This is a genomic window from Burkholderia sp. Ac-20353 (assembly GCF_017104785.1).
Taxonomy (GTDB): Bacteria; Pseudomonadota; Gammaproteobacteria; order Burkholderiales; family Burkholderiaceae; genus Burkholderia.
Map to the genome: position 1 here is coordinate 12,727 of NZ_JAAGPL010000032.1, position 21,273 is coordinate 33,999.

24 protein-coding genes are annotated in these 21,273 nt (G+C 64.1%); 14 read left to right on the forward strand and 10 right to left on the reverse strand.

Annotated elements, in window-relative coordinates; translation table 11 throughout:
- Positions 1-79: 79 nt before the first annotated feature.
- On the reverse strand, positions 80-997 hold the full coding sequence (gcvA, locus tag G3N94_RS12960; protein ID WP_205792784.1) for a transcriptional regulator GcvA: 918 nt from the start codon (positions 995-997) through the stop codon (positions 80-82).
- A gap of 176 nt (positions 998-1,173) precedes the next feature.
- Here gcvA and G3N94_RS12965 point away from each other — a divergent pair, with 176 nt between their 5' ends.
- From G3N94_RS12965 to G3N94_RS12985, 5 genes are all read left to right on the forward strand, one after another.
- Positions 1,174-1,947: an SDR family oxidoreductase gene (locus G3N94_RS12965; protein WP_205792785.1), complete on the forward strand. Its 774-nt coding sequence runs from the start codon at positions 1,174-1,176 to the stop codon at positions 1,945-1,947.
- Between the two features lie 60 nt (positions 1,948-2,007).
- Positions 2,008-2,349: a carboxymuconolactone decarboxylase family protein gene (locus G3N94_RS12970; protein ID WP_205792786.1), complete on the forward strand. Its 342-nt coding sequence runs from the start codon at positions 2,008-2,010 to the stop codon at positions 2,347-2,349.
- 74 nt (positions 2,350-2,423) lie between these two features.
- Entirely contained in the window at positions 2,424-3,104 is a 681-nt protein-coding gene (locus tag G3N94_RS12975; protein WP_241021802.1) for a hypothetical protein, read from the forward strand.
- A 189-nt stretch (positions 3,105-3,293) separates the two neighbouring features.
- Entirely contained in the window at positions 3,294-3,506 is a 213-nt protein-coding gene (locus tag G3N94_RS12980) for a hypothetical protein (RefSeq protein WP_205792787.1), read from the forward strand.
- A 723-nt stretch (positions 3,507-4,229) separates the two neighbouring features.
- Complete coding sequence (locus G3N94_RS12985; RefSeq protein WP_205792788.1) at positions 4,230-4,517, forward strand: DUF4148 domain-containing protein; 288 nt, start codon at positions 4,230-4,232, stop codon at positions 4,515-4,517.
- Positions 4,518-4,580: 63 nt separating this feature from the next.
- On the opposite strand, the gene G3N94_RS12990 is transcribed toward G3N94_RS12985, so the two are convergent.
- Positions 4,581-5,213 carry a 5-formyltetrahydrofolate cyclo-ligase gene (locus G3N94_RS12990; RefSeq protein WP_205792789.1) on the reverse strand — a complete coding sequence of 211 codons (633 nt, stop codon included), beginning with the start codon at positions 5,211-5,213 and terminating at the stop codon, positions 4,581-4,583.
- Positions 5,214-5,480: 267 nt separating this feature from the next.
- On the opposite strand from G3N94_RS12990, the gene G3N94_RS12995 reads away from it, so the two are divergent.
- The 4 genes from G3N94_RS12995 (at position 5,481) to G3N94_RS13010 (ending at position 7,635) form a co-directional block, all read left to right on the forward strand.
- The gene (locus G3N94_RS12995) at positions 5,481-6,407 is read left to right on the forward strand and encodes a LysR family transcriptional regulator (RefSeq protein ID WP_205792790.1); all 927 of its coding nucleotides are present in this window, start codon (positions 5,481-5,483) and stop codon (positions 6,405-6,407) included.
- Between the two features lie 124 nt (positions 6,408-6,531).
- Positions 6,532-6,906, forward strand: coding sequence for a GFA family protein (locus G3N94_RS13000; RefSeq protein WP_205792791.1), 375 nt, complete (start codon positions 6,532-6,534; stop codon positions 6,904-6,906).
- Positions 6,903-7,061: a hypothetical protein gene (locus tag G3N94_RS13005; protein ID WP_205792792.1), complete on the forward strand. Its 159-nt coding sequence runs from the start codon at positions 6,903-6,905 to the stop codon at positions 7,059-7,061. Before G3N94_RS13000 ends, G3N94_RS13005 begins: the two co-directional genes overlap by 4 nt.
- A 106-nt stretch (positions 7,062-7,167) precedes the next feature.
- The gene (locus tag G3N94_RS13010; protein ID WP_205792793.1) at positions 7,168-7,635 is read left to right on the forward strand and encodes a MarR family transcriptional regulator; all 468 of its coding nucleotides are present in this window, start codon (positions 7,168-7,170) and stop codon (positions 7,633-7,635) included.
- Positions 7,636-7,920: 285 nt separating this feature from the next.
- Here the strand turns inward: G3N94_RS13010 and G3N94_RS13015 are convergent, their stop codons facing one another.
- From G3N94_RS13015 to G3N94_RS13025, 3 genes are all read right to left on the reverse strand, one after another.
- The gene (locus G3N94_RS13015; protein ID WP_205792827.1) at positions 7,921-8,262 is read right to left on the reverse strand and encodes a DUF4148 domain-containing protein; all 342 of its coding nucleotides are present in this window, start codon (positions 8,260-8,262) and stop codon (positions 7,921-7,923) included.
- Between the two features lie 89 nt (positions 8,263-8,351).
- Positions 8,352-8,771, reverse strand: coding sequence for an organic hydroperoxide resistance protein (locus G3N94_RS13020; RefSeq protein ID WP_205792794.1), 420 nt, complete (start codon positions 8,769-8,771; stop codon positions 8,352-8,354).
- Between the two features lie 234 nt (positions 8,772-9,005).
- Complete coding sequence (locus tag G3N94_RS13025; RefSeq protein WP_205792795.1) at positions 9,006-9,470, reverse strand: RidA family protein; 465 nt, start codon at positions 9,468-9,470, stop codon at positions 9,006-9,008.
- Positions 9,471-9,773: 303 nt separating this feature from the next.
- Between G3N94_RS13025 and G3N94_RS13030 the strand changes: the two genes are divergently transcribed.
- Positions 9,774-10,706, forward strand: a complete 933-nt coding sequence (locus G3N94_RS13030) for a LysR family transcriptional regulator (RefSeq protein WP_205792796.1) — start codon at positions 9,774-9,776, stop codon at positions 10,704-10,706.
- Positions 10,707-10,756: 50 nt separating this feature from the next.
- Here G3N94_RS13030 and G3N94_RS13035 read toward each other — a convergent pair whose 3' ends face one another.
- Positions 10,757-11,464, reverse strand: coding sequence for an SDR family oxidoreductase (locus G3N94_RS13035; protein ID WP_205792797.1), 708 nt, complete (start codon positions 11,462-11,464; stop codon positions 10,757-10,759).
- A gap of 287 nt (positions 11,465-11,751) precedes the next feature.
- Between G3N94_RS13035 and G3N94_RS13040 the strand changes: the two genes are divergently transcribed.
- Positions 11,752-12,798 (forward strand): methylated-DNA--[protein]-cysteine S-methyltransferase, encoded by a 1,047-nt coding sequence (locus G3N94_RS13040; protein ID WP_205792798.1) that lies wholly within the window; start codon positions 11,752-11,754, stop codon positions 12,796-12,798.
- A gap of 56 nt (positions 12,799-12,854) precedes the next feature.
- On the opposite strand, the gene G3N94_RS13045 is transcribed toward G3N94_RS13040, so the two are convergent.
- The 4 genes from G3N94_RS13045 to G3N94_RS13060 form a co-directional block, all read right to left on the reverse strand.
- A complete protein-coding gene (locus G3N94_RS13045) occupies positions 12,855-14,039 on the reverse strand; it encodes a thiolase family protein (RefSeq protein ID WP_205792799.1) in 1,185 nt (394 codons plus the stop codon).
- 129 nt (positions 14,040-14,168) lie between these two features.
- Positions 14,169-15,077 (reverse strand): LysR family transcriptional regulator, encoded by a 909-nt coding sequence (locus G3N94_RS13050; protein WP_205792800.1) that lies wholly within the window; start codon positions 15,075-15,077, stop codon positions 14,169-14,171.
- Positions 15,078-15,191: 114 nt separating this feature from the next.
- On the reverse strand, positions 15,192-15,644 hold the full coding sequence (locus tag G3N94_RS13055) for a MaoC family dehydratase (protein WP_205792801.1): 453 nt from the start codon (positions 15,642-15,644) through the stop codon (positions 15,192-15,194).
- Positions 15,645-16,004: 360 nt separating this feature from the next.
- On the reverse strand, positions 16,005-16,616 hold the full coding sequence (locus G3N94_RS13060; RefSeq protein ID WP_205792802.1) for a TetR/AcrR family transcriptional regulator: 612 nt from the start codon (positions 16,614-16,616) through the stop codon (positions 16,005-16,007).
- A 118-nt stretch (positions 16,617-16,734) separates the two neighbouring features.
- On the opposite strand from G3N94_RS13060, the gene G3N94_RS13065 reads away from it, so the two are divergent.
- The 3 genes from G3N94_RS13065 (at position 16,735) to G3N94_RS13075 (ending at position 21,271) form a co-directional block, all read left to right on the forward strand.
- Positions 16,735-17,487, forward strand: a complete 753-nt coding sequence (locus tag G3N94_RS13065; RefSeq protein ID WP_205792803.1) for an SDR family NAD(P)-dependent oxidoreductase — start codon at positions 16,735-16,737, stop codon at positions 17,485-17,487.
- Between the two features lie 484 nt (positions 17,488-17,971).
- The gene (locus G3N94_RS13070; RefSeq protein WP_205792804.1) at positions 17,972-19,579 is read left to right on the forward strand and encodes a multicopper oxidase family protein; all 1,608 of its coding nucleotides are present in this window, start codon (positions 17,972-17,974) and stop codon (positions 19,577-19,579) included.
- Between the two features lie 66 nt (positions 19,580-19,645).
- The gene (locus G3N94_RS13075; RefSeq protein ID WP_205792805.1) at positions 19,646-21,271 is read left to right on the forward strand and encodes a multicopper oxidase family protein; all 1,626 of its coding nucleotides are present in this window, start codon (positions 19,646-19,648) and stop codon (positions 21,269-21,271) included.
- Positions 21,272-21,273: the final 2 nt, after the last annotated feature.

Here is a 21,273-nt window from a genome sequence, read left to right on the forward strand (position 1 = left end):
AGGGCTTCCCACCCGGTTCGGCGCATAGAGGATCGCCCGACTCGTGTCGGTTTTGCGCGAGGCTTCTCCAGTGTGACGCTCAACCGCTAAACATCGCTTCTTTCAGCAACCAATTGCGAAAGGCCACGAGTTTCGCGAGGCCGGAACACTCGTCGCGATACACGATGTAATAGGCCAACGGCGAAGCGAACGTTATTTCCGGGAAAAGTCGCACCAGACGCCCGGTTGCCAGATCGTCGCGCGCCATGACGCTACGCGCGAGCGCGACGCCGTGGCCGTCGATGGCGGCCTGCAGGACCGCCGCGGAGTTGTTGATCTGCATCCCGCGCCCGGTAGCGACATCCGTCACGCCGGCTTTCTGCAGCCACGTATCCCAGGCGGGAAAGCCCGTACGGCTATCCATCGACAGGTCGTGGATCAAGGTCTCCCGGGCCAGGTCAGCCGGTTTTTGCAGGCGCGAACGACCGCGCAGCAACGCGGGCGAGCACACGGGATAGACATCTTCGTCCATGAGCTTGTCCGCGACGAGCCCCGGCCAACTGCCCGTTCCGTAGCGCACGCCGATATCGATCTGCTGGGTAACGAAATCCACCGGTTTGAGGTTGGTGTCCAGACGCACATCCGTATCGGGCCACGCGTTCTGAAAGCTTTCGATCCGCGGCAACAGCCACTTGGCTGCAAAGGCCGGGCTGACCGCCACGGTGAGTACCCCGCTCGCGGATCCCTCCTTGAGCCGTTCCAGACCGACCGTCAGTCTGTCGAAACCTGCACGGATATCCGGCAGCGCGCGTTCGGCCGCCTCGGTCGGCACGAGTCGAAGGCGCCCGCTGGCGCCGCGATGGAACAGCGGCGTACCCAGCCAATCCTCCAGCGCACGGACCAGTTGACCGACAGCGGCAGGCGTCACATGAAGTTCGGCCGCAGCCGCCGAAAAGCTCCGATGACGGGCACTGGCCTCGAACGCACGCAATGCATTCAGGTGAACGGGCGACTTCATATCGGCAAAGATTTTCTTTCAATTGAGAACACATTATCTCGTTTGCCGGCGAAAGTGAACCAGCGAAAAATCCACGATGTACTGGTTGCCGGCCCTACAAGGTAATGGATAGATCCGCAGCATGATCCAACCCCGGCCATCTTCATCAATAGCTTTTCTTCCAAACGGATTTCACCATGAACAATCAATTCAACGGCAAGAAGCTGCTGGTCGTCGGCGGCACGAGCGGAATGGGGCTGCAAACGGCCCGTCTGGTTCTCGCCGAAGGCGGTAGCGCGGTCATCGTGGGGCATCGGGCGGACAAAGCCGAAGCGGCGCGCAAGGAGCTGGCCGCGCTGGGCCCGGTCGTGGCGCTGACGGCGGACCTGTCCGGCGACGACGGCCTCGCGGCACTGCTCCAGACCCTCGATGAGCAGCATCCGGACATCGACCTGCTGGTCAACGCCGCGGGCGTGTTCTTCCCCAAGCCGTTCCTCGAGCATCGGGACGCGGACTACGACCAGTACATGAAGCTGAACAAGGCGTTCTTCTTCATTACGCAGAAAATCGCCGCCAATCTGGTCGCCAACGACCGCCCGGGCGCGATCGTCAATATCGGCTCGATGTGGGCGAAACAGGCGATCGCAGCGACGCCGTCGTCGGCGTACTCGATGGCGAAGGCGGGCCTGCACTCGCTGACCCAGCACCTGGCCATGGAGCTGGCCCCGAAGCGCATTCGCGTCAACGCGGTATCGCCAGCGGTCGTCCAGACGCCGATCTACGAAGGCTTCATCCCGAAGGCCGACGTGCACGACGCGTTGCAGGGCTTCAACAGCTTCCATCCGATCGGCCGGGTCGGCACGCCGCAAGACGTTGCGGAAGTCGTCGCGTTCCTGTTGTCGGAAAAGGCGAGCTGGGTCACCGGCGCGATCTGGGACGTGGACGGCGGCGTAATGGCCGGCCGCAACTGACGGATGGCGAACAGAAGCACGACTCGCCCGCCTTCAACTTAATTGGGATACCTTGACAAGATGAACGACTGGAACGCTTACCGCGCTGCCCTGCTGGAGCGCGTCGGCGACTACGCGAAACAAAGCCCCGACGTGGTGCGCGGCCTGACGGCGATCGACAACGCCGCCGCGAAAACAGGCCGTCTGGATCCGAGGATCCACGAACTGATCGCCCTGGCCGTGGCCGTGACCACCCGTTGCGACGGCTGCATTTCCGTGCACACCAAAAAGGCGGTCGAGCTCGGCGCCACACTGGAGGAAATCTCCGAGGCGCTGGGTGTCGCGATCGCGCTAAACGCGGGGGCTGCGCTGACCTACTCGGCGCGCGTCATCGAAGCCCACGCGCAACTGTCCAGTCAGTAATTCGCACTGCGGTCCGCCAGCTGCCGATTGCCGGTGGGCCGGCCACGTGCCCATCAAGCCCAGGAACAACATCCATGCTCATCAACGCCGATTTCTCGCGCCGTGTCGTTGGCGCGGGCCTGAGCGGCCTGAGCGGCCTGTCCGCGGCCTTCCTGCTGGAGAAGCAAGGCATCAGCGACTACGTGCGCTCGACGCGCGCGATGTCACGGTCAGAAAATGAAATCGGGCGATGTCAGATTCCGCATGGTGCTCACGATGACCCACGAGCCGTCATATGGAACAAGCAATGGCCCGCTGCGGGAACAGGTATGACAAGCACGAGACAGATGACGATTCCAGCGTCGCACTTCGGGATGGTTCTGGGTCTTGCCGGCCTCGGGCAAGCATGGCGTGCAGCCACGCGGCTATGGGCACTGCCGCCGCTCGTGGGCGAAACGCTTCTGGCGGTGGCGGGATTGACCTGGGCCGTACTGATCGCCGGCTACATGTGGCAGGCCATCCCTCGCTTTGAGCAGGTGCAGGCCGAATTCCTGCATCCCGTGCAGGGCGGCACGCCAGCATTGGTGTCGGCTGCAACTTCGCTCGTCGCGATGGCGGCCCAGCCCTATTCGACGACCGTGGCGTGGATTCTGTCCATCATGGGCATCGGGTGGCACGTGGGATTCAGCCTGTGGCACACGGGCACGCTCTGGCAAGGCGGGCGGAATTCGAAGGACACGTTGCCGACCGTGTATCTGCCTGGCGGCGGTGAGTGATCAGCGTGTGGCGCTTCTCGGGGAGCGTGTCATTCTTGAGCGCCGATGCATCGAGCGCAATCGCTTGCTGCGCGAGCGAGCGCAGCTACGAGGCGGGAATTCCGCATCCTGGCCGAATGGCACGGCGCCCAGCGTCAGGGAAAACCCTTATTTTGAGATATAATGTCGACCTAGAAGAAAGGTCGAATCATGCCAGAACGTTTCCAAGCCATTGAAAGAATTGCTTTTTCGCTGATCTGCATGTCCGCGGTCGTGTGTTCCGCGTTCCTCGCGTACGCGCAGCATCCGGAGATCAAGGATGCGTTCCACGAGGGTGAAGCGCTGATGCGCGAAAGCGCGAAGTATTCCGCCGTTTGCGCACCGACTTCGGTCGATCCGTGCGTCGAGATGTCCGCGTACTGACACCGATTGCCTGATTCCCGCGTGTGCGCCGGCTGACGCCGGACCTGCGCACGCAGCGCCGCCGCGTGCCAGGCAGCACGCGGCATCACACAGCGGCGATCGTTTCCCGCCGACGCGTCGCACATGCGCGACGCAATGCTCGGCACACTGATCGAGCGCGTTTCCGCTCGATTTCTACCGATTCCGTGCGCCGCAGCGACATGCCTGCGCATCGGTCCGACGCACCCTCATTGCACTCCGGCGGCCCCGCGGCGCGCGCAGCCCCGTCAACTCGCTTGCACGGATCGACGGCCTTATCGTCTGCAATCCAGACTATCTCGCCCGCCGCGGCACACGCTTCATCCAGATCGAACCCCTTCGCCACGCGCTCCCCGCTGCGGCCTCGGTTTCAATTCACGGGCCGGGCGCGGCGGCATCGCGCCGTGGACGGTCGCGAGTTGCGTGCGGATGACGCTGTTGCCGAGGTCGTACAGCTGCGTTCGGCGAGCGTGTCGGTCGACAGCCCGAGCTGCAGGATTGGCACCGTCGACGCGTTGTACGTGATGAATCCGAGCGCGGCCGGCCAGATTGCGAAATCGTCATCTTGCGGTCAGCGTGGCGCCGGGGCCGCTCGCCACAATGAACGTGTCGGCCGAGGCACCGCACACGCAGCCCCGCCGGCCGCGCATCGACGATGCGTGTTCATCGACTCTTCGCTTCGACACCTCATTGGGGAGCTTCATCATGAAACGCAAACTGATGGCAGCGGCCGCGCTGCTTACCGTCGCGATCGGCATGCCGGCCGCCACCTTCGCACAGACGACTTCGCCGGAGGGCGTGACGCGCGCGCAGGTGATCGCGGACCTGATCCAGGCGCAGCGCGACGGCACCGTGCCCGCGCCGAGCTGGGACTACCCGCCAAACCAGCAGACGATCGAGCGCAATCGCGAGCTGTACGCGATCGCCCACGGCGAAGCCGACGTCACGACCCGCCACGCGTCGGCGTCCGCGCCGACGTCGGGCGCGCAGTGACGCGAGGGCAGGCACGACATCCGCGCAACGGCGGCCGTGTCGCGACGGATATCGCTGCCGGCCTTACCACGCGATGATCATGACCGTCAGCGCAATCGGGAACAGCGCGAAGCCCAGCAGCCCCAGCGCGCCGTCCGCGGCCATCGTGATCGGCGACAACGCGAGCTTCGCGCCTTCGCCGACCGCAGTCGGCTTCTCCGTCACCGTCACCTCGTACGCCTGGTTGAACGCCTGCGGCACCGATGCCGCCGTCACGTTGTTCGGCAGATAGCGGGTGCCGCTGATCGAGCCTTCGTCCGTGAGGCGATAGCCTTCATCCTTGAACCCGTCGGCCAGTGCAAGCGCGCGGATGTCGTCGGATTCGGGCGGCACATTGGCACGGTCCAGCGAGATCCGGTAACGCCCGCCGATCTTGTCGCCTTGCGCCACGAAATCGATGAACGCCGTACGCAGCTTCGGCCTGTACGGGCCCTTGAGCACCGCACCGAGTTCGGGCGGCATGTCGAAGATGTAGTGGTATTTCTGGCCGAGCACGACCAGCTTCTTGCCGTCGGCGGTGATCAGGAACGCGGACAAGGTTTCCTGGTATTTCGAATCCTTGAACCACGCTTTCGTGACCGGGCCGAAATTCTTGCACCCGGCCAGGAGGCCAGACGCGCTCGCGCCGGTCAGCGCGAGAAAGTGTCTTCTTTTCATGTGAGCTGCGTTAGGTCTTGTTATACAGCGGAACCGCTTGAGTGCCGGGCGGGTCGTTGAAGAACCCGATCGCCCGGACGGCCGGAATTGCGGTTTGTTTTCCGCGTATTGTAGGGTCGAAAGCGATACCGCGAAATATCGATTCGCGAGGAATCTCCGTCGCAACGGGCGTTCGCCGGCCGGTTCGGCGCGTGCAGCGCATGCCCGGCCGCCTTCACTCCGTGCGGTAGACTGCACGCTCGAATGTTCTGCCGACCCTGACCCGACATGGACCGAATCGATGCGATGAAAGTGTTCGTCGCCACGCTGGACGAGGGCAGCCTCGCGGGCGCAGGCCGCCGGCTCGGCCGCTCGCCCGCGGCGGTAAGCCGGGCGATCGCGTTTCTCGAGGCGCACACGGGCACCGCGTTGCTGTACCGCACGACCCGGACGATCCGGCTCAGCGAGACCGGCGAGCGGTATGCGGCCGCGTGCCGCCGCATCCTCGCGGACCTCGAGGAAGCCGACATGCTGGTGGCCGACGAGCAGTCGGCGCCGCGCGGGCTCCTGACCGTGACGGCCCCGGTCGCCGCCGGCGAGGACGTGCTGCGCCCGCTCGTCGACGAGTTCATCGATCGCCATCCGGCCGTGTCGATCCGCCTGCAACTGCTCGACCGTCCGGTCAGCCTGATCGACGAGGGCATCGACGTCGCGCTGCGCATCGCGCACCTCGCCGATTCGACGCTCGTTGCGATTCCCGTCGGCGCGGTGCGGCGCGTCGTGGTTGCGTCGCCGGACTATCTCGCGACGCATCCGCCGATCAACGCGCCGGCCGATCTCGCACAGCACCAGATCGTGTCGATGACGCACTTCGGGCTCGATTCATGGAGCTTCCCGCAGTCGGGGCAGGCCGCGATCCCGCAGGTGGTCCAGTTCACGCCGCGCTTTATCGTCAACACGATCCGCGGCGCGATTGCGTCGGCGGTCGCCGGCCGCGGCGTCACGCGGATGTTCTCGTATCACGTTGCCGACCAGGTCAACGCCGGTACGCTGAAGATCGTGCTGCGCGACAGCGAGCATGCGCCGCTGCCCATTCATCTGCTGACGCCGCACGGGCGGCTGTCGGTCCCGAAGGTCAGGGCATTCGTCGATTTCGCGGCGCCACGGCTGCGCGAGCACTTCGCGCGACTCGCGTCGATCACCGACGGCGTCTGAAGCGTGTGCGTGAAGACAGTCGAATTGAATAGTGGTGTATCCCTGCGCGGCGGAGATACATTGCGATACATGACGATCCACCGCCTGCGCTATAACACAGGCTCCACCTGATACGGAGTGCACCATGCAAGAAGCTGCCTGGCTCAAAGGGTCCTGCCACTGCGGGGCCGTGAAATTCGAAGTCCGCACCGCCATCACGCCGGCGGGCCGCTGCAACTGCAGCCTGTGCCGCCGCAAGGGAGTGCTGATGAGCCCGATGTTCGACGGCAGCAACCTCAGGATCCTGGAAGGCGAAAGCGCGCTGACGCTGTATCAGTTCAACACGCGCGTGGCACGGCATTATTTCTGCAAGCATTGCGGGATCCATCCGTTCCATCAGACGCGCAAGGATCAGGCCCTCTGGCGCGTCAACCTCGGCTGCATCGATGGCGTCGATCCATACGCGCTCGACGCCACGGTCGCGGATGGCGCGAGCCTGTCCGTCGTGGACGACGCATGAGGCGCCTGCTCGCCATCGTCCTGTTCGTCGCGGGCGGGTTCGCAACCGAGATTGCCCATCCGGCGCAGTGTTCGCTGATTTCCGCAAGCTGCACTCGGATCGGCGGAACAGCCAAACGCACCGACGAACGCGGGAAGCGATCGCACGCGCATTGAACCGCCTGCGCCGCAGTGCCCGGTCGAATTCCAATTGCTTCCGATAAGATCGCACGCGACATATAATGCCGATATTCGCGAGCCATCTTTGTAGAGGAGGACGCCCATGAAATCGACCGACGCGAATCCGCGCACCACCCCGAAGCTGTCCGACTTCCTGTGTTTTGCCGTCTATTCGGCAAACCTTGCGTTCGGCAAGGCCTACAAGCCCATCCTCGAGGAACTGGGCCTCACGTACACGCAATACATCACGATCATTGCGCTGTGGGAAGAAGACAACCAGACCGTCGGCAGCCTCGGTGAAAAACTGTTCCTCGAATCCAATACGCTGACGCCGATCCTCAAGAAGCTCGAGGCGATGGGCTATCTGGAGCGCCGGCGCGATCCCGCCGATGAGCGGCAGGTGCTCGTCAGCCTGACGAAAAACGGCCGGCGCCTGCGCGAAAAGGGCCTCAACATGGACCTCGTCGAAGCCACCGGCCTGAAGCCCGATGAATTCGCGAAGATGCAGAAGGGCATCGTCACGCTGCGCAACAACCTCATTCGTTCCGTCGAAGAGCAGGAACAGGCGTGACGCGGAGCGGCGGGCAGCGGACATCCCCGGTCCTACGCGTGTAAGCCGGGGATTTTGTTGAAGGGAAGTTGCCTGCCAAGGAAAGGCAGGTGAGGGGATGTCCCCGGTTCGACATGCGTAAGCCGGGGATTTTAATGATGCGAAGTGACTCGATTAAATATCGTATGCGATCACATCGCATGCGATATTTATGCCGGACTTCAGCGAAACCATTGCTTGCGAGACGACATCCCGCTCGATCATTCGCAACCCGTCCTGACAGCGTTTGCCAAACCGGCGATCCGCTCAATGACCGAAGTAGATCGAACGTTCGGCGCTGCGGATCACATTCGGGCGACCGCCTTCCGTAACGGCACCGCCGTTGCCGCCATAGCCGGACGCGGATGTATCGTCGGCCACGGCGTCGCTCGCGTGAATCTGCCGCAGCGCTGCCTGGATATCGTCCGGATAGTGCGGATCGTTGGGGCGGTTCGGCCGGAAGCCCGCCTCGGCAAGCTGGGCCAGTTCCGCGCGGACTTGCGCGCGGGTGACCGTGCCGGATGACGCGCCATCACCGTTGGCGAACGCGGGCGTGGTAACGGACGCCGCTGCGGCGACGAGAACGGCAGCAATCAGTTGGATCTTCATGGTTGACCTCGACAGGAGAGTTTCGGTTGCATTCGCGCCGACGGGCCGGGCCGGCAGGCCGCGGTCGTCCGGCAGGTTCATGGAAATGCTCAGACGATGTTGATTGCGACGTCGATGTTGCCGCGCGTCGCCTTCGAGTACGGGCAGGTCTGATGCGCGGTGTCGACGATGCGCTGCGCGACGTCCCGATCGAGACCCGGCAGGCTGACGTTCAGGCGCGCCTGGATGAAATACGCGCCGCCGGCCGTGCCCAGATCCACCTCGGCATCGACCGCGAGATCCGCCGGCAGCGTGACCTTCGACGCACGCGCGGTGAGCTGCATCGCGCCGATGAAACAGGCCGACCAGCCTGCGGCGAACAGTTGTTCCGGATTGGTGCCGCTGCCGGCGCTGCCCGGCGACGACAGCTGAAGATCCAGCCGGCCGTCGGAGCTGCGCACCGCGCCGTCACGGCCGCCGGAAGAGGTATGCGTCTTGCCCGTGTACAGCACATTTTCGATCCTGCTCATCGTGGACTCCTAGGGGGAAGAAAGGTTTTTAACGCATGCGATTTGATCGCATGCGATGCATATTGATCGAGAAGAACAGCGATGTCAAGCGCATTCAAATAAATCGCATGCGATTTAAATCGGGTTCGAAACGAAATGGGCAGGGTGCGTCGCTCGCACGCACTGTGCGCGCATCCCGGAGAGAAGGGCGTCGCGCCCCGCGGCACGTGCGTCCGCCGCGTGGGCGCGCGGGTTTCAGGCCGGCAGGATCTGCGCGATCACGACGATCTCGATCGCGGCATTGCCGGGCAGTTGAGCGTGCGAGAACGCGGAACGCGCATGTCCGGCCTTGTCGCCCAGCGCGGCCGCGAACAGATCCGACGCGCCGTCGATCACCGCAGGCTGGCCGTGGAATCCTGCCGCGGAACTCACGTGGCCTTCGACGCGCACGATGTGATGCAGGCGATCGAATCCGCCCAGATGCCGGTCGATCTGCGCCAGCACGTTCAACGCGGCGAGCCGCGCCGCGTGCTGGCCTTCTTCGACGGTCAGCTGCTCGCCGACGCGTCCCGTATAAGCGATCTTCCCGTCCGCGAGCGGCACCTGCCCGGAGATGAACAGCAGGTTGCCTGCTTCGCTGACGGCCGTGTAGTTGCCCATCGGTTGCGGCGGAACGGGCAGGGTGTAGCCGAGTTCGGCGAGTTTTTGGTGGACAGACATGTCGTTCTCCTTTGCGGTATGGAAACAAACTTGATCGGGGTAAAGCGGTGTGCTGCAGGCCGAATGCCTGTCAGTCACTGTAGTTGCGCGACCGCCGGCGGTAAATGTCATCGGTGCAAAGGTATCGGGACGCGATGTAACGAATGAAGCGGAACCCAGCGTCGGCGTCGCGTCGGTCATGTCGGCGGCGGCTTTATTCGCGCACGATCTTCGTGCACACTCAGCGGACGCGCTCGCGCGTGCCCGCGTTGCAATTCCGGCGGACGCGCGCCGGCATGCACCTGAGACGCCACGGAACAGCGCATGCAACGAAAATTCGACGACCTGCTGCTCGGCAGCATCGAGCTGTTCTGCCTGGCGGCGGAACTCGGCAGCTTCACGCTGGCGGCGACCGCTGCGAGCGTCACGCCGGCGGCCGTGAGCCGTTCGGTTGCGCGACTGGAGGAGCGCCTCGGCGTGCGCCTGTTCGTGCGCACGACGCGGCAGATTCGCCTGACCGACTCGGGGCGGCGCTATTTCGAGCAAAGCCGGCAGGCGCTGTCGCAGCTCGTCGATGCGGAGCGCGAAGCGACGGGCCAGCAAACCACGCCCGCCGGCGTCGTCCGGATCAGCATGCCGACGCCTTACGGACACTATCGCGTGCTGCCGCTGCTGCCGGCGTTCCGTGCGCAGTATCCGGACGTCGAAGTCGAAGCCCACCTGAGCAACCGCAACATCGACTTCGCCGACGAAGGTTTCGATCTCGCGATTCGAGGCCGTGCGCCGGACGACTCGAGCCTGATCGCGCGCAAGCTCGAAGATGCGGAGATGGTGGTGGTCGGGACGCCCGGCTACCTGAAGCGCGCGGGCAAGCCGAAATCGATCGACGATCTGCAGTCGCACGACTGCATCCAGTTCGAACTGCCGAGCAGCGGCCGCAACCTGCTGTGGGCGTTCCAGGATGCGTCCGGCGAGCTCGACGTTGTGACGAAAGGTGCGTACGGCACGTCCGGCGACGTGTTGTCCGGCGTGACGCTCGCGCGTAGCGGTGCGGGGCTGTTCCAGACGTACCGCTTCATCGTCGAACAGGACCTGCGCGACGGGCGGCTCGTGGAGGTGCTGGCCGACTACGGCGGCCGGTCACGACCGTTCATCCTGCTCTATCCGCATGCGCGCTATCTGTCGTCGCGCGTGCGGGTGTTCGTCGATTACCTCGTCGAGCAGCTGGCGCGCGCGCCGGGCAAGCCGGCGCGCTGAGGCTGAGCGGCAGGCCACTCACGCCGCGCTCGAATGCCGCGCGGCCGTGCTCAGTGGCCGGCGCTCTGGCCGCCATCGACGTGCAGGATCTCGCCGGTCACGAACGGTGCCGAGTCGAGATAGAGCAGCGCGCCGACGATGTCGCTCATCTCGCCCATCCGGCCGACCGGATGCAGCGAGGCCAGCGTCGGATGGCTTTCGACCGCGTGCATCGGCGACTTGATGATGCCCGGCGCCACGGCATTGACGCGAATGCCGGCCTTCGCATACTCGATCGCGAGCGATTTCGTCGCGGCGTTCAGGCCGCCCTTCGTCAACGACGCGAGCACCGACGGCACATTGCTGTTCGCGTGATCGACGAGGCTCGTCGTGATGCTGACCACGTGGCCGCCGCCGTTCTTCTGCATCGCGTCGATCGCGCGCTGCGTGATGTAGAAGAAGCCGTTCAGGTTCACGCTGTTGATCGCTGCATATTCTTCCGCCGTGTATTGCGTGAACGGCTTCGCGATGAAGATGCCCGCGTTGTTGACGAGCGTGTCGACGCGGCCGAAACGTTCGATCGCGGTCGCGACGACACGGCGCGCGGTGTCCGGATCGCCGATGTCGCCGGCGACGGTGGCGAGATCGGGATCGTTCGACGGTTCGATCGAACGGGACGTCGCGACGACGCGATAGCCGCGTGCGCGGAACGCCTTCACGGTTTCGGCGCCGATGCCTTGCGACGCGCCGGTGACGATGACGACTTTGGATGCGCTCATGATTTGCCTCGATGGTTCAATGGGTTTCGGCTTCAGTGCCGACCGGATCAACGAATCCGATGGAATGAAATTTAGGCGCATCGGGAGCGGCTACGAAGACCCACCATGGAGCAACAGTCTTGCGTCGCGGTAACAAATCAAAATTTCGATGAGGTTGCAGTTTTCGAGGCCGACGGATACCGGGAGAAGTAGCGCAGCTGGTCGAGAAAAATGGTTGTCTGGTTTTCGGTTGTGGCGTGATCGACTGGAAACCCATACTTTCAGCATGTCCAACCGAGGAACACACCATGCTGGTCACTGACACCCGACAAATCGACGCCTACTACCGCGCGCTGGTCGAGCGCGCGGAGGATCATGTCGGCATCTTCTACGTCGGGGTGAAAACCACGGGCGTGTTCTGCATTGCGACCTGCCGGGCGCGCAAACCCAAGCGCGAAAACGTTGTGTTCTACACGGACCTCAGGGAAACGCTCAATGCTGGCTACCGGCCCTGCAAAGTGTGCAAGCCGACCGAGAACGCTCATGCGGCGCCGCCGGAAGTGGCCGAAGCCATTGACTGGGTGCGCGCCCATCCGAAGGAGCGCCTGAGCGACTATCTCCTCAGGCAGCGCGGTCTCAGCCCGGAGAAAATCCGCCGGTGGTTCCAACGGCACTACGGGATGAGTTTCCACGCGTTCCAGCGGTCTCTACGGATCAACACGGCACTGGAGGAACTGAAGGCAGGTCGTCGCACCATCGACGTCGCGCTCGACAGCGGCTACGACTCGCTCAGCGGCTTCGGCTACACCTGCAGGAAACTGACGGGGCGCGCACCGACCGAAGCCGCAAATATCATCCTCATCCACCGTTTTACGACGCTCCTGGGGCCGATGTTCGTATGCGCCACCGGGCATGGCGTATGTTTGCTCGAGTTCGTCGATCGGCGGATGCTGGAGACCGAATTCAAGGATCTTCAGCGACTTCTGCGGGCGCGCATCCTGACGGGAGAAAACGTGCACACGCGCCAGGCCGAGCGCGAAATCGGCGAGTACTTCGCCGGCTCGCGCAAGCAGTTCGATCTGACGCTGGACACGCCCGGCAGCCAATTCCAGCAATCGGTATGGCAGGCGTTGCAGGCCGTTCCCTATGGCAGCACAGCCAGTTATGGCGAGCAGGCGGACAAACTTGGCAAACCCCAGTCGGTCCGCGCCGTGGCCGGCGCCAATGGCGCCAATCGGGTGGCAATTGTCATACCCTGTCATCGGGTGATCGGGAAGGACGGCGCACTAACCGGTTATGGTGGCGGGCTGGCGCGCAAGCAGTGGCTCCTGGAGCATGAGAAGCGCCATGCATAGCGGGCGCTGCCGCATTCCCGGCCCATCTTCCGGCCCATCCCGCAGGCTGATCCGCGTCACAGCACTTCGATCGCGAGCGCGATGCCCTGGCCACCGCCGATGCAAAGCGTCACGACGCCGCGCTTGATGCCGTCGCGCTTCATCGAATGGATCAGGCGGGTCGTGAGCACCGCGCCCGTCGCGCCGATCGGATGACCGTGCGCGACCGCACCGCCTTCGACGTTGACGATCTCCTCGTCGATGCCGAGCTGACCGGCGACGGCAATCGGCACAACCGCAAACGCTTCGTTGATCTCGAAACGCCCGACATCGCGCAGCGCCCAGCCGGCCCGCTCGAGCGCGATCTTCACGGCCGGCACGGGACCGAGACCGAACATGCCGGGTTCGACCGCGGCGACGCCGAACGACACGAGCCGGGCGCTCGGCACGATCCCGTGCGTATCGGCGAACGCGCGATCCGCAACCAGCATCGCCGATGCGCCGCTGTTGAGACCCGGCGCGTTGCCCGCGGTAATCGTGCCGTCCGGGCGGAACGCGGGCTTCAGTTTCGCGAGGGTGTCGAGCGTCGTATCGGGGCGGGGCGTCTCGTCCCGGGCGAACGCAATGCGCGCCTTGCGCTGCTGGATGTCGACCGGCACGAGTTCGGCATCGAACTTGCCGTCCGCGAGCGCGGCAGAGAAGCGCTGCTGGGAGCGCAGCGCCCAGCGGTCCTGACGGTCGCGCGAGATCTCGAGCTGGCTTGCGAGATCCTCGGTATGCCACCCCGAATGCTTGTCGGAGAACGCATCGACGAGACCGTCGCGCAGCATGCTGTCATGGATCGGCGCTTCGCCCATCCGGTAGCCCCAGCGCGCGCCGTCGAGCAGGTACGGCGCACGTTCCATGCTCTCCATGCCGCCGGCGACTGCCGCCTGCGCGAAGCCCAGCATGATCTCCTGCGCGGCAGTCGCGATCGCCTGCGCGCCGGATCCGCAGACCCGATTGACCGTCAGCGCGGGAACCTGCACGGGCACGCCCGCGCCGATCGAGGCCTGCCGCGCGGGGTTCATCTTGTTGCCGGCCTGGATCACGTTGCCCATCACGACCGTATCGACAGCCGCGCCGTCGAGGCCGCTGCGCCGCAGGGTTTCGCGCACGGCGATCGAACCGAGCTCGGTCGCAGGCGTGTCCTTCAGAGAGCCGTTGAACGTGCCGATTGGCGTGCGGACGGGGTGGCAGATGACAATTTCGCGTGTACTCATGATGCGTTCCTCGCTTGCGTTGACGGGTGCGCTGACCGGTGGACTGCATGTGACGGATAGTTACCTATGCATATGCATACTGTCAACGTGGAATTCGCGGCTGCGCAGCAGAAGGGCGGCTGAACGCCGTTAGCGCTTCAGGTGTTCGTCGCGCTCGAACAGCGCGACGACCCAGTCGATAAACACGCGCACTTTCGCGCTGAGATAGCGGTTTGGCGGATAGATGACGTTGATCGGGCCGGCCTGCGGCACCCAGTCTTCGAGCAGCGGCACGAGCGCGCCGGCCGCGATCGCGTCGCGCACCGCGTACGTCGGCGCCTGGATGATCCCGAGGCCCGCGAGTCCCGCGGCCAGGTACGCATTCGTGTCGTTGACGACAAGCTTGTGATTCAGCAACAGTTCGCTGTTCGTGCCATCGCGCGAGAACCGGAACGGCCGCGCGCGGCTGCCGCGCGACGCATTCATGCCGACGGTCGGCAGATCGTACAGCTGGTCCGGCGACGCAGGCCTGCCGTGCCACTCGAGATACACGGGGGTCGCGCACGTCGTAAAGCCGAAGCTGCCGATCTGCCGCGCGACGAGGAACTGCTCGTCGACGCCGCCGGCCCGGATCGCGCAGTCGATGCCGTCGGCGACCAGGTCCGTGCGCCGGTTCCCGATGTCGAGCTCGATCTCGACGTCGGGATAGGCCGCGTAAAAATCCGCGAGCGCCGGCACGAGCACGAGCGTGCCGATCGCGGCCGCCGTATCGACGCGAATCCTGCCGGACGGCTTCGCGCGTGCGTGCGCAGTCGACGCTTCGATGTCCGTGAGGTCGGCGAGCAGGCGCACGACGCGCTCGTAGTAGAGCGCGCCCTCCGGCGTGACCGTCAGCGCGCGGGTGGTGCGATGCAGCAACCGGACCTTGAGGTCGTCCTCCAGTCTCTGCACGAGCCGGGTCACCGTTGCCTTCGGCAAGTCGAGGGTGTCGGCCGCTTTCGTGAACGTCCCGGCCTCCACGACGCGGACGAATGCGTTCATCGCATCGATGCGGTCCATGATGCGTGCCTCCATTCCCGACAGGGGACACACTATTAGACCGCAATGCCGAGGTCTGCGCGCTAGCGCCCGCTGAACGCCATCATCGCGCTGAATGGGGTCGGGCGATCAGCATCACGCGGGGCGGCGCTCGACGATCATCCTGGCGGTCAGCTCCTGCACGACTTCGCCATGCTGGTTGATCGTCTTGCAGCGCAGCGCCAGCGTCCCGTAGTTCGGTCGCGAGCGGGAAGGGGTCAGTTCAGCCACTTCGCTTTCGACGTGCAGCACGTCGCCGGCGCGCGTCGGCAGCTTCCACGCGATCTCGACGCCGGTGCCGAGCATCCCGTTGGCCAGCTTCGGTCCACTGGCGACCAGCAGCCGCATCGTGATGGCCGCGGTATGCCAGCCGCTCGCGGCGAGCCCGCGGAACATCGTGTCGCGCGCGGCATCTTCGTCGAGGTGGAACGGCTGCGGGTCGAATTCCGCCGCGAAGCGCTTGATGTCCGATGTGCTCACTTCGTGTGCGCCGGTGACGAAGGTGTCGCCGAGCGCGAGATCGTCGAAATAGAGAGGCTGTGGGTTCATGGGCAGATCCGTTTCAGAGGGAAAGGCGATCCGGACGGCGGCGCTGGCGCGCTGTCGTTCCGGGCGTTTGCCAACTTGAGCGACTTGGGCAACTGTAGGAAACGTTCCGCAGCGCAGGAAGAGGGGCGCGCGGAATGAGGAATTCCTGATCCGTCAATAATGAGCGCGTAGTCACGCAGGCGCCAGTGACTCGAATGAACACTCGAGATGCAAAACGCTGGTTTCGTGCGTCCGGCGCTAAACATCTGCCAGTCCGGAGCCGGGGCGCGGCACTGCGGCACCCGCTCGGGTGGGGTCGCCTGGCTGGCGATATCGGCGTTTTCGTAATGTTCCGACGCTTCGTCCGGCTTCACTCGACACTCATTTCGAGACGCGGGCGCCCGCACCATAACGCAATCCGTCGATAAACAGCGCCACTAACCGCCTGGCGTCGGGCGGCTCGGGACATTCGAGCGGGCCGCAGAGCGCGCCCACCGCGCACAAGAGCTCGTCCGGCTGGATACCTGCGCGAATTTCCCCCGCAGCGATCGCCACATCGAGGAGATGCTGAACGACGGGGCGCAGTCGCTGCAGGAAATACAGCGGCACGGCCTTGAAAGCGGGGTCGCCCGAATTCAGAACAGCCGCGAGACCTCGCCTCTTCGTCACGAATTCGACGTAGTGATCAATCCATTCCGTGAGCGCCTTGCCAGCGTCGAGCGTTCCAGCGAGCTCAACGCCGGCGTCCGCACAAATATCGACTTCGCTGCACAACGCAGCGACAACAAGATCCGAACGTTTCGGAAAGTGGCGATAAATCGTGCCAATCCCAACGCCGGCCCGTTGGGCAATCTCGCGTACCGGCGCGTCCACGCCTGACGTCTCGAACACCTCGAGGGCCGTTCGAAGGAGTGTGTCTATATTCCGTTGCGCATCTGCCCGCACGGCGCGCGGTGCGCTTTCCTCCGCGATCGGGCTCGTCTTGCTGCTCAATTCATTTCCCCTTGATAAGCGGAACAATGTTCCGTATATTCCGTAACCGGAGCGACGTTCCGTTTGGAATTCTAGCGGACGGGGACTGCTCCGACCCAACATTTTTCACGGAGCAGACATGCACAGCACACCCGTCGCACTCGTCACCGGTGCAAACAAAGGCATTGGCCTTCAGATTGCCAAGGAACTGGCCTCGAAAGGCTTCACGGTACTCGTTGGCGCACGCAAGCTGGACCTGGGCGTGGTAGCAGCAAAAGGCGTCGGAGCTGAGGCCCTGACCATCCAGCTCGATGTGACGGATCACGCATCGATTGCCGCAGCGGCCGCACAGATCGAAGCGACGCTCGGGCGTCTCGACGTACTGGTCAACAACGCCGGGATCTCGCGGCCGATCAAGGCCGGCACGTCCATTGAAGCAATGCGGGACGGCGACAAGGTGAGCCGCGCCTCCGTCGACGATATGCGAGTGGTGTTCGAGACGAACGTGTTTGGGGTGGTCGCCGTGACGCAGGCGATGCTGCCGCTTCTGCTCAAAGCGCCCGCCGGGCGCATCGTCAATATCTCGAGCGCGGGCGGCTCCCTCGCACTGAAGGACAATCCGGCGGATTACTCGCGCGGGTATGTCGGCGTCTACCAGGCATCGAAAACCGCGCTCAACGCGGTGACGCAAGCGTTCGCCATCGAACTCGAGGGCACCAACATCAAAGTCAACGCCGCTTGCCCGGGCTTCACGGCGACCGATTTGAGCAACCACGCACCCGGAGCTGGAACCGTTGAGGATGCGGCACGCGAGCCGGTCCGCCTGGCCCTGCTAGGCGCGGACGGCCCGACCGGAACCTTCTCGAACGCGGACGGCCCGCTCCCGTGGTGACAGGGCCGCGGGATTTCGGGACGGATCAGTTTGCGATTCAATCACCCACTTTAGATAAGTATTCTTATCAATACAGCACGATTGTTGTACCAAACTCGGCGATCGGAAAACGCGTCTGGTCTCGATACCGCGTGACGAAGCCGAACGTTTACCCGAACGTCTAGCGCGGACGCGGAATTTCCAGACGTGCATCCGCTTCCCGAGCCGCCGAGCGGCTCACTCGCGCTGGTATGACGAAAGCCCGCGTCGCTCCCGACACCCGCGACAGCCCGCCGGCACCGCGCCAACCGCCGCGCGGAGCAAAACGCCTCCCCATTCGCTAGGCTCCCCCCTATTCAAAAGTAGGGGGGTGACCCATCCCGGCCTGTCGCGCCTATCTGCAGAATCCAGATACGGGTCAGTGCGAAGAAGTCACCAGCCCGCGTTCGCAGCAGAGCATGACGTTCAGCGCGTATCGCTGGTTGACCCCAAGGATGGAGGTCATATGTTCAGTACCCGCATGGTTTGCAGCAGTGTGGCGGCACTGCTGTGTCTGATGTGTGCCGTTCCGTCGTTCGCGCAGTCGTTTCGCGTGCAGTGTCCGTTCACCACGCCGTCCCATCCGACTGCGCTGGCGCCCGGCGTAGGCGAGCCCGACTACACCAAGCCGACCTACACCGGACCGAACTCCAACAAGACCGGCACCGTGAACGGCGCGATCAAATGCCAGCAGATCTCGGGCGGCGACGGTTACGCGACGATGGCCAACGGCGTGCAGACCTATCTGTTCGCTTTCGGTCCGCTGTCCGGGCTCGCGGACATCCAGGCCGGCCTGCCCGGCACGGAGCTCGCGTCGGTGTTCAACACTGTCGGCGATCCGAAATCGGGCACCTACAACGGCGCGGTCGGCCTTGCCCCCGACCCGGATGCCGCCGCCGCCGGGCTGACCGGCAATGCCCTGCTGACCGGTCACGTCGATCCGCGCCAGATCATGGACACCGGCGTGATGAACGGCAACGAGCCGGCGCCGCTGATGGCGATCGACGAAGACGACGAGTTCTTCCTCACGCTCACGAACGTCGGGATGATCATGCGTCCGGACCTGTTCGAAAAGCACACGGTGCACTTCCACGGCTATCCGAACGCGTCGTCGTTCTATGACGGCGTGCCGGATGCGTCGGTCGCGATCAACATCGGTGCGAGCTTCACTTACTACTACTTGGCGCCGGACGCGGGCACCTATTTCTGGCACTGCCACATCACGCCGCCGGAACACCTGCAGATGGGCATGGTCGGCCAGATCTACGTGCGGCCACGCCAGGACCGCGTGCCCCAGAACCAGTCGCTATACCAGTCGCTGCTCACCCAGCAGCAAGACTTGCGGACCGCCTGTGGAAAAGGCGACATTCTGTGCTCGACGCCGCTGCCGCCGCAAAACCCGGCCGCGCGCATACCCAACGCCAACATCACCGTGGCTTCGACCGCTCCGACGCCGCAACTGCCGCTTTACGCGTACAACGACGGCGACGGCTCGACTGCGTACGACGTCGAATATCCGGTCCAGATACACGGTTTCGATCCGAACTTCCACTTCGTCGGCATGACGTTCAATCCGGAGCCATTCACCGACATGAAGGACAAGTTCTTCCTGCTGAACGGGCGCAGCTATCCGGACACGGTGACCGAAGGGCCGATGCAGACGCCCTCATCGGATGCCGCGATGCATTTTTCGCAACCGTTGCCGTCGGTCATCAACATTCCGGCCGGTGGCAGGGCGCTGTTGCGGATCTCGGATCTTGACGTCACCGAATACCAGACGCTGGCGTCGCTCGGCATCCCGATGCATGTGATCGGGATCAACGCCCGCCTGCTGCGTGACATGGCCGGCAACAACATGGCTTACGACACGAACTCGATCACGCTCGGTGGCGGCGAGTCGCTCGACCTGATTCTCGATGCCAGCGACAAGTCGAAATACCACGCAGGCCAGGTGTTCTATCTGTACACGCCGAATCTCGATCATCTGTCAAACGATCAGGAAAATTTCGGCGGATTGATGACCGAGGTCCACGTCTGCAATTCGGTGGATCCGAGCTTGAAGCTTTGCAATTGATGACCATGGCCCGCCCGCGTCATCGGGCGGGCCAGGCCGGGAAGTCCTGCACTGAGGAGAAAAGCCGTGGGACACATCACTCACCGCGCGTGGACAGCGACGCTCGCGCACCTTGGACGGCTCGCACGCGTCGGCGTCGCAACGCTTGTCGCGTTGCTGTCGCTGCACGCGCAAGCCGCAGCGCCGGGCATTACCGGCAAGGTTTTCAACCTCACTGCCGAGGAAGCGCGCATCACGCAGCCCGATGGCTCCAGCGTCTATTCGTGGGGCTATGGCTGCGCGACGACCAACCCGGCGCCGATCGTCTATTCGCCTTCGACGATGCCCGGGAAATGTCCGACGATGCAGATTCCCGGTCCGACGCTAATCGTCAGGCAGGGCGACACCATCACCGTGACGCTCACCAATAACCTGCCTGAGGCTGCCGGCAACACGTCGATCCTCTTTCCGGGGTTCGTCGTGTCCGCCACCAACGGCGTGCCCGGGATGCTGACGCAGGAGGTGGCGCACGGCGCAACGGTCACCTACACGTTCACGGCCACGACGCCAGGTACACATACGTACTACAGCGGCACGCAGGGCGACTTGCAGATCGAGATGGGGCTGTACGGCGCGATCATCGTATTGCCAAATACGTCGGTCAACACGGCGGGCTGCATGGCGTTCCCGGATTCGGGCCGACCCTTCAATCAGCTCGATTTCCGCAATGCGCCGGCGGCGTTCGATAACAGCGCGGCCTGTTACGATCGTGAGTATCTCTTTCAGTTCTCCGAAATGGATCCGAAGATCCACCAGCAGGCTGAGCAACAGGTTCTGGCGAATCCCACATGCAAGCAGCCGAACGGCTTGAGCCGCCCGACCGGCTGCATGACCGTCGAGACCGAGCCTTATCACCCGGCGTACTTCATGGTAAACGGCCGTTCGATGCCGGACGACATGGATCCGAACTACGCGCCGCAGTATCCGCACCAGCCGTACAACGGCAACCCGCACATGCATCCGGGCGAACTGGTGCTGCTGCGGATCATCGGCACGGGCCGCTGGCAGCATCCGTTCCACGAGCACGGCAATCACGTGCGCGTGCTCGCGCGCGACGGCAACCTGCTGCTGAGCCCGGTGGATCCGAAGAACCCGACGAAGCCGCCGATGCCGGCCGGCCCGCTGCTGTTCACGACGACCACGACGCCGGGCCTGACGATGGACGGGATCTTCTACTGGACCGGCAAGGGCCTGAACTGGGACGTCTACGGGCACGGCTACCCGGGCGATACCAGCGTCTGCGTGCCGGACGCGAACGGCTACTACACGACCGCCTCGGGGGCCCCGCGCAACGCGCTGAACTACTACGAGTGGTGCCAGGACCATGGCAAGGCGCTCGAGAAGGCGCCGTTCGGCAAGGTCGCCAGCGGCGGGCCGGTCACGCTGCCGGACTCGAACATACTGACGAACGGGTTCTGGTATGGCGGCAGTCCGTATCTCGGACCGGACGCGACCGTGCGCGCGACGGGGCCGAACGGAACGTCGCCGCCCAGCAGCACGGTCCTGAACTCGCCGTCACAGGAAGCAGGCTTCGCATTCATGTGGCACTCGCATAACGAGCGCGAGATCACGACGAACAACATCTTCCCGGGCGGAATGATGATGATGATGCTCGTCGATCCTCCGGTATTTCCGATCGACGAATCCAATTAAAG